12 protein-coding genes are annotated in these 10,876 nt (G+C 63.6%); 5 read left to right on the top strand and 7 right to left on the bottom strand.

The features are described 5' to 3' along the window. Together ACE1EY_RS02720 and ACE1EY_RS02715 are read left to right on the top strand one after the other, a co-directional pair. Nucleotides 1–189 (top strand): hypothetical protein (locus ACE1EY_RS02720; RefSeq protein WP_370299402.1); only part of this gene is annotated, 189 nt, incomplete at its 5' end. Between the two features lie 14 nt (nt 190–203). Further along, nucleotides 204–431: a hypothetical protein gene (locus tag ACE1EY_RS02715; protein ID WP_291514114.1), complete on the top strand. Its 228-nt coding sequence runs from the start codon at nt 204–206 to the stop codon at nt 429–431. On the opposite strand, the gene kdsB is transcribed toward ACE1EY_RS02715, so the two are convergent. The 7 genes from kdsB to ACE1EY_RS02680 are packed head-to-tail and all read right to left on the bottom strand — an operon-like array spanning nt 410 to nt 8,418. Continuing rightward, entirely contained in the window at nt 410–1,171 is a 762-nt protein-coding gene (kdsB, locus tag ACE1EY_RS02710) for a 3-deoxy-manno-octulosonate cytidylyltransferase (protein WP_291514113.1), read from the bottom strand. The two genes, ACE1EY_RS02715 and kdsB, sit on opposite strands and share 22 nt — an antisense overlap. Further along, the gene (locus ACE1EY_RS02705; protein ID WP_291514112.1) at nt 1,168–1,341 is read right to left on the bottom strand and encodes a Trm112 family protein; all 174 of its coding nucleotides are present in this window, start codon (nt 1,339–1,341) and stop codon (nt 1,168–1,170) included. Before ACE1EY_RS02705 ends, kdsB begins: the two co-directional genes overlap by 4 nt. Then, nucleotides 1,334–2,371: a tetraacyldisaccharide 4'-kinase gene (gene lpxK / locus ACE1EY_RS02700; RefSeq protein ID WP_291514111.1), complete on the bottom strand. Its 1,038-nt coding sequence runs from the start codon at nt 2,369–2,371 to the stop codon at nt 1,334–1,336. Before lpxK ends, ACE1EY_RS02705 begins: the two co-directional genes overlap by 8 nt. 6 nt (nt 2,372–2,377) lie before the next feature. Next, on the bottom strand, nt 2,378–4,132 hold the full coding sequence (msbA, locus tag ACE1EY_RS02695) for a lipid A export permease/ATP-binding protein MsbA (RefSeq protein ID WP_291514110.1): 1,755 nt from the start codon (nt 4,130–4,132) through the stop codon (nt 2,378–2,380). 48 nt (nt 4,133–4,180) lie between these two features. Further along, a complete protein-coding gene (locus ACE1EY_RS02690) occupies nt 4,181–6,484 on the bottom strand; it encodes a DNA internalization-related competence protein ComEC/Rec2 (RefSeq protein WP_291514109.1) in 2,304 nt (767 codons plus the stop codon). 7 nt (nt 6,485–6,491) lie between these two features. After that, nucleotides 6,492–7,178 (bottom strand): lipoprotein-releasing ABC transporter ATP-binding protein LolD, encoded by a 687-nt coding sequence (gene lolD, locus ACE1EY_RS02685; protein ID WP_291514108.1) that lies wholly within the window; start codon nt 7,176–7,178, stop codon nt 6,492–6,494. After that, nucleotides 7,171–8,418, bottom strand: a complete 1,248-nt coding sequence (locus ACE1EY_RS02680; protein WP_291514107.1) for a lipoprotein-releasing ABC transporter permease subunit — start codon at nt 8,416–8,418, stop codon at nt 7,171–7,173. Before ACE1EY_RS02680 ends, lolD begins: the two co-directional genes overlap by 8 nt. A gap of 74 nt (nt 8,419–8,492) precedes the next feature. Between ACE1EY_RS02680 and ACE1EY_RS02675 the strand changes: the two genes are divergently transcribed. From ACE1EY_RS02675 to ACE1EY_RS02665, 3 genes are read left to right on the top strand one after another with little or no spacing between them, the layout of a single operon-like run. Beyond that, entirely contained in the window at nt 8,493–8,825 is a 333-nt protein-coding gene (locus ACE1EY_RS02675) for a hypothetical protein (protein ID WP_291514106.1), read from the top strand. 40 nt (nt 8,826–8,865) lie between these two features. Next, a complete protein-coding gene (locus ACE1EY_RS02670) occupies nt 8,866–9,888 on the top strand; it encodes an agmatine deiminase family protein (RefSeq protein WP_291514105.1) in 1,023 nt (340 codons plus the stop codon). Continuing rightward, a complete protein-coding gene (locus tag ACE1EY_RS02665) occupies nt 9,885–10,775 on the top strand; it encodes a carbon-nitrogen hydrolase (RefSeq protein ID WP_370299401.1) in 891 nt (296 codons plus the stop codon). Before ACE1EY_RS02670 ends, ACE1EY_RS02665 begins: the two co-directional genes overlap by 4 nt. Nucleotides 10,776–10,876: the final 101 nt, after the last annotated feature.

The following is a 10,876-nucleotide window of genomic DNA, read 5'->3' as shown; positions in this document are numbered from 1 at the left end:
GAGCCGAAGCCTGAGCCGAAGCCTGAGCCGAAGCCTGAGCCGAAGCCTGAGCCGAAGCCTGAGCCGAAGCCTGAGCCGAAGCCTGAGCCGAAGCCTGAGCCGAAGCCTGAGCCGAAGCTCAAGCAGGTCGAAACGCTGCTGCCGGCACAGACCACCAAGCCCAAGCAAACTCCGCCAGGCACGGAGTAAGCGCGGCCCACGCCATGCTCGGTCAGGTCATTACGTACCGGGGCCGCGCATGGCGGGTCATCGAATACCTGCAGGATCGCGACACCTGGGTTATCCAGGTGGAATCCGGCGAATCAATGATTCAACCGGATCAGTACGGCGATGCTCGGCGCAGGGTCCCGGAAACACGGCTCATCACCGCTGAGTCCGACCCCAAGTTGCACGCATGGATCGGCTCGAATCAGTCGCGGAACAAGGACTGAATGCGCTGCAAGTCCGCTGGCGTGTCAACGCCGGTGGCCGGTGCCTGGTCGACCGGCACCGCCTGAATCTGAAGCCCGTTCCACAACGCGCGCAACTGCTCCAGCGACTCCGCTTGCTCGGTGGGAGCCGCCGGTAGCTCTGCCAATCGGCGCAAGCCCGCACAGCGGTATGCATAGAGCCCGATATGCCGCCACGCGCCGCAGTCCGGCAGGGCGATCTGCCCGCGCAACAGCGCGGCGCGGGGGGCCGGAATCGGTGCGCGGCTGAAATAGCGCGCCCGCCCGTTTCCATCAATCACCACCTTCACCACGTGCGGTGACTGGAAATCGTCGGCGGAGTTGATCGCATGCACCGGCGTGGCAATGTCCAATGCGGGGTCGGCCGCCAGCGCATTCACACAGGCGCGGATCACCTCCGGCGGCATCAACGGCTCATCGCCCTGCAGATTCACGATAATTTGGTCATCCGCCCAGCCTAGTCGCTGCGCCACCTCGTTCACGCGATCGGTCCCGGACAGGTGCCCCACGGCGGTGAGTTCGCACCGCAAGCCGAGCGGTGTGAGTCGGTCGATAACACGCTGATCGTCGGTGGCGACGATCACGCTGGCCGCCCCGCTCGCCTCCGCCGCTTTGGCGGTATGCGCGACCAGAGGTAAGCCATTCAGGTCGGCCAGCACCTTGGCGGGAAAGCGCTCCGAGCCATAGCGGGCCGGGACGACCACTGCGAAGGGTTCGTTCATTCTTCGGGGTCGAGCTCGCGCGCCTCAGACTCCAGCATTACCGGGATGCCGTCGCGTACCGGATACGCCAGCCGGCTGGCGTCGCAAATCAGTTCCTTGCGATCCTCGCTCAATCGCAGAGGTGCCTTTGAAACCGGGCAGACCAGCAGGTCCAACAGCTTGTTATCCACGTGCATTCTCCGAATCGAAAACGGGTGATTGCGCCGGCTGGCCGGCGAGCTCCTGGACCAACGCGTCCAGTGCCGCTTCCAGCTCGGGCTGCATGCGAATCGCGATCTCCACCGACCACCAGTCCGGCTGCGCGAAATCGCGACATTTTACGGCGTCCTTGCCGGTCATCAGCACCGGCAAGCCATCACCGAATTGCAGTTCCTCGGGCCGGTATCGATGGTGATCTGCAAACGGATGCGCAATCACGTCCAGCCCCTTGTCACGCAACGCGGCAAAGAACCGCTCCGGATAGCCAATGCCCGCCACAGCGTGAACCCGGCGGTCTGACCATCGTGCAAGCGGTTCCGATCGCAACCCGTCCAGCGATTGCAGTGTGGCAGCGTCGACATCGAAGCGATGGCCGCTCACGCCGCTGCACGCCAGCACCTGCTGGGGAACTCCATTGCGCACCAGCACCAATGCCGCGGCATGCAGTCTGCTGAGCGGTTCGCGCAGCGGACCAGCGGGCAGACGGCGCCCATTGCCGAAACCACGGTCTCCGTCAACGACGACAATCTCCGCCGCACGCTGCATTGCATAGTGCTGCAAACCATCATCCGCGATCACAAGATTCACGTCGCCAGCCAGTGCTGCGACGGCGTCGGCACGACGCTCGGCGACGGCCACGGGGAATCCGGCCTGCGCAAACAACAATGGTTCGTCTCCGATCTCATCGGCAGTACTGCAGGCATGCGCGATCCGCAATCCTTGCGTGGCTCGTCCGTACCCGCGGGACACGACGCCAACAGTCAGCCCCCGCGCGCGAATGCGGTTCGCCAGCCAAAGCACCAACGGAGTCTTGCCAACCCCACCCACCGTGACGTTGCCGACAACCAGCACCGGCACGCACGAGGTATGAATCGTCAGCCAGCCCCGCCGATAGGCCAGCCGCCGGACAGCTGCAATCAACGCAAACAACCAAGACCAGGGCAGCATGAACAACGACAGTGGGTGCCACCGGGTTTGCCAGGCGTTTTCAACGACGGACATCGCGGATCAGTCGTCTTCAAACTGCAGTCGATGCAGTGCGGCGTAGGCGCCGTTATCTTCCAGCAACTCGGCATGCGTGCCCTGCTCCACCACGCGCCCATCGTCCATCACAACAATCAGATTAGCGTTCTGTATCGTGGACAGACGATGCGCGATCACCAGCGTCGTGCGTCCACGCATCAGCCCCTCCAGCGCCGCCTGGATCTTGCGTTCGGACTCGGTGTCCAGCGCCGAGGTCGCCTCATCGAGTATCAGAATGGGCGCGTCTTTGAGAATCGCCCGCGCGATAGCGATCCGCTGACGTTGCCCCCCGGAGAGCAAGACCCCGTTCTGGCCGATCTGGGTGTCAAAGCCCTGGTCGAGCTTTTCAATGAACTCCAGCGCGTGGGCACTTTGCGCGGCCGCACGAATGTCCTCCTGCGACACCGAGCGGCCCACGCCATAGGCGATGTTTTCCCCAACGCTGGCGTTGAACAGCGTCACGCTCTGGTCGACCAGGGAAATCTGCTGGCGCAGGCTCGGCAGTGTGTAGTCGTCAAGCGGATGGCCATCGAGCGAAATTCGCCCTGCCGCCGGATCATAGAAGCGGGGAATCAACGACAGCAGACTGGTTTTTCCGCTGCCGGATCGTCCCACGAAGGCCACAACCTGTCCGGCCGGCACCTTGAGACTCACATCCTGCACTGCCGCCCTGGCGCTCTCCGAATACCGCAGCGTGACCTGCTCGAAGTGCAGTTCCCCGTTCGCCCGCGTGGCCTTGCGCTGCCCCGCATCCCGCTCGGGTGGCTGATCCAGCAAATCGAATATGTCAGCGGCGGCTGAAATGCCGCGCTGGATCCGTTCGTTGACGGTTGTGAGATTACGTAACGGTCGCAGCAAGCCGATCAATCCGCCCATGAACGCCGCGAATGCGCCGGGTGTCATGGTCGGTTCCGTGGTCGCGATGAACACGATTGCCGAGATCGCGAACGCCGCGATCCACTGGATTAGCGCCGTGCTGCCCCCCCGTGCCAGCACCATCTTCAGATGCTGGCGCAGGTTGTATTCGTTGACCTTTTCGAAGCGTTCAGCTTCCAGGTTCTGCCCGCCAAACACTTTGACGACGCGATGCCCGGATATCACCTCGTCCGCGACCTGAACGGTATTGCCCATGGATTGCTGTATGCGCCGCGACAGCTTGCGAAAACGGCGGCTCACCACGCTGACCAGCACGGCAATGATCGGGCCGACCACGAGGACAAAACAGGCCAGCTTCCAGTTCAGATAGACGATCAGACATAACAGACCGATCACCGTCAGGCCGTCCTTGATGACCGTACCAATCGCCGAGGTGGTGGACTCGGCCACCTGATCCACGTGGTACGTCAGCCGTGCGATCAACTGCCCGCCGGCTTCGCGATCGAAGAAGCTCACGGGCAACTGCAGGTATTGGGCGAACAGATCGGTTCTGATGGTCTTGATGACATAGCGACCAACCCAGGCCATGCAATAACCGGACGTTAGCTGCGACAGGCCACGCACCAGAAACAGCACAAGAATCGCGATCGGCATCCACCGGATGATGGTCGGATCACGTTCGACAAAGCTGCCATCGAGCAAAGGCTGCATCAGCCAGGTCAAGACCACGTCAGAGGCTGACAACACCGCCATGCTGAAGATCGCCAAGCCGAACATGCGCCAGTGTGGTGTGGCGTAGCCGAGTAGTCGGCGGTAAACCTGCTTGGGGGAGAGTTCGGAATTCCCGGTCGGATCATCTGTCATCGCGCGATGATAGTGGGCTGTCGACGGCCAGCCAACCACAGACGTCTATCACGACGCCTGTGCAGTCCCATCAGCCGCGCGCCAGGGTCGCTGGTACCGCTGGCGATACCGCCAGATCAAGGCGGCATCTCCGTGCTCTGGTAACGCGATGCGGATCTGGCCGGATTCGCCCGTTACCGCCAGCGCCACGCCGCGATGCGCCAGTCGATCACGGACAGCCACGCGCGGAAACTGCCACCGATTGCGCCAACCCGCGGGGGCCAGGGCCACCGTCGGTTGCACGTGGTCCAGGAATTCCGTCGTCGATGCGCCGGCGCTACCGTGATGGGAAACCAGCAGGACATCACTGCGCAACCGCCGTCCCACGCGCTCGATCAACGCCCGCTCCGCGATGGCCTCGATGTCGCCCGTCAACAGCATCGACGCGCCGCCGCCCGTCTCAATACGCAGCACACAGGACGCATTGTTGCCATCCACCGACGTGGATGCCGGGTGCATCCACTCGAAGCGCACGCCGTCCCACATCCAGCTGTCCCCGGCAAGACAGGGCCGCCCCCCGTAGCCCCAACGTTCGGCGGCGGGAAACGCGCGGCCGATGGCCTCCGCGCCGCCAGAGTGATCCGTATCGCCATGCGAGATCACCAGGCGATCAAGACGCCGCAAGCCTTCGGCACGCAGGGTTGGGATGATCACCGCCTCTCCGGTATCGAAGCCGCTGCGGTAGGCCGGACCGGCATCGTAGAGCAGGCTGTGATTTCGCGTTCTGACCAATACCGACGTGCCTTGTCCGACATCCAGCACATCCACCCAGGCGCCCGCGTCGGGGTACTTCGGGGATGTCAGGATCAACGGCAACCACAGCAACACGCCCATTGCGCGCCAATGTTGTTTCCAGGGGGCGAGCAAGCAAAGGCTGCCCAACACCGCCGCCAAGGCAAGTACCGCATTCGGTGATGCGATGGCGCGACTCCAGGATTGATCACCCACCCAGGTGAGCCAGTCCATGCCCGTCGTGAGCGCTTCGGCCAGCACCGCCAGCAGTGGACCAAAAACGCCGGGGAGGACCGAGGCTGCCAATCCGAGCAGCAATGTCGCGGGCACGATCAGGGTCGACAGTGGTACCAGCACGAGATTCAGCAATACACCGCTGATCGATGTTTCGCCGAACCAGAACAAGGCGATGGGTGCCAGGCCCAGAGACAGTCCGACTTGCAGCCGGAGCAGCAGCGACAGGGAGCCCGCTCGCGACCGGCCTTGCAGCATCCAGGCGATCAGCGCCACGGCGCCGACCGAGAGCCAGAAGCCCGGATCCATCGGGGCCAGCGGATCGAGTAGCAAAAGGACCAGCACCGCGACGGCGAGCACACGACCAAGCGGGGGCCGCATCGGACTGGTCAGCGCCCAGACAAGCATCGCCACCATCAGCCAAGCACGCTGGGTGGACACCGACCACCCGGCGGCGGTGGCATACAGCCCGGCTATCACGACAGCCGCCACGCCCCCGGCGAGCGGAGCCGGCCACAGCAGGCACAAGCGGGCGGACCGCCGCCATGCCCAACTACCGAGCCAGAATCCGAGGCCAGCGACCAGGCCGATGTGCAGGCCGGAGATGGCGACCAGATGCCCAACCCCGGTCCGGCGCAATGTGTTCCACATCGCGTCATCGAATCCACGCCGGTCACCGACCAGCAAAGCCCGGACAACCGCAACGCCAGAACGCTGGCCCAGACCGTCGGCGAGGCGCTGGCCCATGCGGTCGCGCCACCGATCAACCGTCCAGTTCTGCGGCGCGCAGCGTTCGCCCTCGACCACGCTCGCTCGGGCCGCGAACCGTTGCCGAAACAACCAGGCCTCGTAGTCGAAGCCGCCGACGTTGGCCAGACCACGCAAATCCCGCTGCCGGACACGGAGCTCCAGACAGTCGCCAGCCTTCACATCAAACGGCGGCTGGTACCAGCTCAACCACAGGAGATCGTTCGGCGGCCCGGCCTTGAAACGAAAGCGCAGCCGTGCCGGCGAACGGTCGGGCAGATCCACGACATGGCCCTGCACATCCACAAGATCCGTTGCGGCCGGCCAGCGCTGCGCCAGCGTGTGGTGGATCGCGATCAGACTCACAGCCGCCCAGAGCCCGAACACCAGCGGCCCGAAGGCCATGGTGATGGCCTGCGGAGAACGGGTGAGCGGCGTATCGGCGTGCCGCTGGGATCGCCAGTAAAGCCCAGCCAAGGCGAACCCGGCGATGATCGCAATGCTTGCGGCGATCGGCGTGATCCACCCCACCACCGCCGCAGTGGCACCCAATAGCGCGCTAACGGCCAACCAACGCACATCGGGCATTGGGGCCGTCACGGATGGATCAGAGCGCTTCCAGCCGCCCGTCCGTCAACAGGCAGCGACGGTCCAGACGAGCGGCCAATGCATGATCGTGCGTGACTACGACCAGACTGGTGCCGAACTCACGATTGAGCGACTGCATGAGCTCGAACACACCGTCGGCGCTGTCGCTGTCGAGGTTACCGGTCGGTTCATCGGCCAACATGCAGGCAGGGCGGGTGACCAGGGCACGTGCTACGGCAGCGCGTTGGCGCTCGCCACCGGACAATTCGCCCGGCTTGTGATCAAGGCGGTGGCCCAACCCGACACGTTCGAGCAAGGCCTGGGCTTCGTCACGCGCCTTACGAGCGGCGGCCCCACGACGAATCACCAACGGCATGGCAACGTTGTCCAATGCGGTGAATTCCGGCAGCAGATGGTGGAACTGGTAGACAAAGCCGAGCTTGGCGTTGCGCAGCCGACCCCGCCCGCTGTCCGAAAGGGATGCCATGTTCTCGCCGTCAACCAGAATGTCGCCGGCGCTGGGCGTATCCAATCCGCCAAGCAGATGCAGCAGCGTGCTCTTGCCTGACCCGGACGCTCCCAGAATCGCGATGCTCTCGCCGGGTGCCACGGACAGACTCACATCCTCCAGCACATCGACAGCCGCCCGCCCCTCACGAAACAGTTTCCGGATTCCTCGCGCCTCGATGCGGGGATGCTCACTCATAGCGCAAGGCCTCAGCCGGCTGGACGCGGGACGCTCGGAATGCCGGGTAGATCGTGGATACCAACCCGAGGGCCAGCGACAGCAGCGTGATCTGGAAAACGTCGATCCAGTGTAAGTCTGACGGCAGATGGCTGATGTAGTAGACATCGCCGGCAATGAAATCCTGATTGAACAGCCGCTCCAGAGCGGGCACCAGACTCTCGACATTGAGCGCCAGCGTCACGCCGCCCAACAGACCCAATAGCGTGCCTACCAGTCCGATCACCGCCCCCTGCACGATGAATATGAGCGTGACCGAACGGGGTGACACCCCAAGCGTGCGCAGGATCGCGATGTCCGCCTGCTTGTCGGTCACGACCATCACCAAGGTCGAGACGACGTTGAATGCAGCCACCGCCACGATAAGGCTGAGAATCACGAACATCACCAGCTTTTCGGTCCGCACGGCCTTGAAGAAGTTCGCGTGCTGCTGCGTCCAGTCGCGCACATAGACGAAGCCCGGCAGCTGGTCGGCGATCTCGCGACTGATCCGCGGCGCATCGAACATGTCGCTGAGCTTGAGTCGCAGGCCGGTGACACGATCACCCAGCCGATAAAGCGCAGCGGCGTCATCGATGTGCATGTACACCATCGACCGGTCGTACTCGTACATGCCGATCTCGAACACGCCGGACACCGTAAACCGGCGGAAACGTGGAGTGATGCCAGCCGGAGTGACGCTGGCCTGCGGGATCATCAGGTCCACCTTGTCACCGGGCGCCAGGCCCAAAGCACGGGCAAGTTCGACGCCGATGACCAATTGAAACTGCCCGCCAGACAGATCGTCCAGCGAACCCGCGACCATGTTGCTACCCACGATCGACACCGATTGTTCCTGCGCCGGATCAACACCCCTGAGCAAGACGCCGGACAGCGTACCGCCACGGCGGGCCATGCCCTCACCCTCGATATAGGGCGCGACACCGACCACCTCCGGATGGCGCGCCGCGAGCTGCGCGACCGACTCGGGCGACTCGAGACCGCCCTCGAAGGCCGAGATCGTCGCGTGCGAGGCCATCCCCAAGATGCTTTCGCGTAGCTCCCGCTCAAACCCGTTCATCACGGACAGCACGGTAATCAACGCCGTGACGCCCAGCGCGATGCCCAGCATGGAGATCAGGGAAATAAAAGAGATGAAGTGATTCCGGCGTTTGGCGCGCGTGTAGCGCAGGCCGATCGCCAGTTCAAAAGGCTGGAACATCCGCGAATTCTACTTGTTTTCGCCCCCACGGGCCGATGCTATAGTCCAATCAATCTTTGGACGTGGCGGGTAGCATGCGCAAATGGGTTTGGATCAGCGGGCTGGCAATGGCGCTGGCAAGCCTGACGGGTTCTGCCGACGTACTCGATTTCCCGGAGAGTTCCAGCGTCATGGGCGAGCAGCTCAGCAGACCTGCGTCACCCACCCGGGGAATGAGCAAGGCTACCGTGCGCCGACAGTTCGGCGAACCCAGCCGCCGCGTCGCCGCCATTGGGGACCCACCCATCTCACGCTGGGTTTATGACGACTTTGTGGTCGTGTTCGAACACCAGTTCGTGCTGCACTCGGTCGTACCGGAAGCACCGGCGCCGATCTATCACGCCAACGAATTGCGCACCGCGCACTAATCCCTCTTCTACGCGCCGTTTCGTGGCGTGAGTTTCCGCGATGTATTGGCCGGCTGAATTTTCACCGCAATCCAGCGTCCAGCTGACCTGGCCGCACGCGCGCACCGATTGGGGTGATCGTTACTTCGACGTCGAACCGGTGTTCCGAACACTGGCGCGTCTGATCATCCAGCAGGCTGACCTGATCGTGGCGGCGAGCGACCCGGAACGGGTCGAATCCCAGCTTGAGGCTAGCGGCGCCGACATGAACCGCGCCCGTATTTTCGAATGCCCATCCGACGACGTGTGGGCACGCGACCATGCGCCGATCTCCGTGCTAGACCAGGACCGCCCGGTGTTACTGGACTTTCGCTTCGATGGATGGGGCGGCAAGTTCGATGCATCGCTGGATAACGTCATCAGCCGGCGCCTGCGTGACGCTGGTGCTTTCGGTGATCGCGATCTTCATTGCATCGACTGGACGCTGGAAGGCGGCGGCATCGAAACAGACGGGGCCGGCACGCTGCTGACCACGACTGCCTGCCTGCTCGACACCCGACGCAACCCACGTGTCGATCGCCGGGCGCTGGAAGGCTTATTGCACGAATGGCTAGGCGTCACCCGCGTACTCTGGCTCGACCACGGCCATCTGGATGGCGATGACACGGACAGCCACATCGACACCCTCGCCCGCTTCGCCAGTCCGGAACTGATCACCTACCAGGCCTGCGATGATCCACTGGACAGCCATCACGACGCGCTGCGGGCCATGCGCAAGCAACTCGAGCAGTTCAGAACCCCAGGCGGGCATGCATACGAACTGGTTCCGCTGCCCTTGCCGGCCCCGCAAGTGGGCGACGACGGTCGCCGCCTGCCCGCTGGCTACGCCAATTTCCTCATCGTGAACGACTTGGTCCTGGCCCCTGTCTATCAGACGCGGGCCGACGACATAGCGCTGCGACGCCTGGATGATGCGTTTCCACGGCATCGCATCGAGCCGGTGGACTGCCGCGCGCTGATCACGCAAAACGGCAGCCTGCACTGCGTGACCATGAACTACCCCGACTTCGGAGCACCGACATGAGCAATCCGCTGACCATCGGGCTGATCCAGCACGCCTGTTCCGACGATGTGGTCGCCAACTGGCGAGAGTCAGAACAAGGTATTCGAGATGCCGCTGCCCAAGGCGCCGAGCTGGTCATCCTCCCCGAGCTGCACGCCAGCGTGTATTTCTGCCAGACCGAGGACACCAGCCTCTGCGATCTGGCCGAGCCGATCCCGGGGCCTGGCACCGAGCGGCTCGGGCGACTGGCCGAAGAACTCGGCGTCGTCATCGTGGGGTCGCTGTTCGAGCGCCGTGCCGCCGGCCTGTTCCACAACACCGCCGTGGTGTTGGACGATGACGGGTCGCTGGCTGGCGTCTACCGGAAGATGCATATCCCGGATGACCCCGGTTACTACGAAAAATTCTATTTCACGCCCGGCGACCTGGGGTTCGAACCCATCGATACGTCCGTTGGCCGCCTCGGCGTCCTCGTGTGCTGGGACCAATGGTTTCCGGAGGCCGCTCGCCTGATGGCGCTGGCCGGCTCCGAGCTGCTGATCTACCCCACGGCGATCGGCTGGGACCCGGATGACGACAGCGACGAAATGCATCGGCAGCAGGATGCCTGGATCACAATCCAGCGCAGCCATGCCGTGGCGAACGGCATACCGGTCATCGCGGTCAACCGGGTTGGCTTCGAAGCCGATCCGTCAGAAGCGACGGCCGGAGCAGAGTTCTGGGGCAGCAGCTTCGTTTGCGGACCGCAGGGCGAATTGCTCGCTCGAGCGGGACACGAACGCGAAGTGCTGATCACGACCATCGACCGTGATCGCACCGATAAGGTACGCCGGATCTGGCCCTACCTGCGCGACCGCCGTATTGATGCCTACGCCGATCTCTCGCTGCGCTACCGCGACAAACGATAGGCCGGAGTTCTAACGACCACCACCACGGGGCCTCACGGCAAAAAAACGGCGAGAGCCTTAACAAGGTCTCTCGCCGTTTCTTCATCGGCGCTCGCCACGCG

This window comes from Abyssibacter sp. (assembly GCF_964229365.1).
GTDB lineage: Bacteria > Pseudomonadota > Gammaproteobacteria > Nevskiales > OUC007 > Abyssibacter.
Note: the sequence above shows the minus strand (reverse complement) of the source record. Positions and strands in the feature narration are given on the sequence as shown.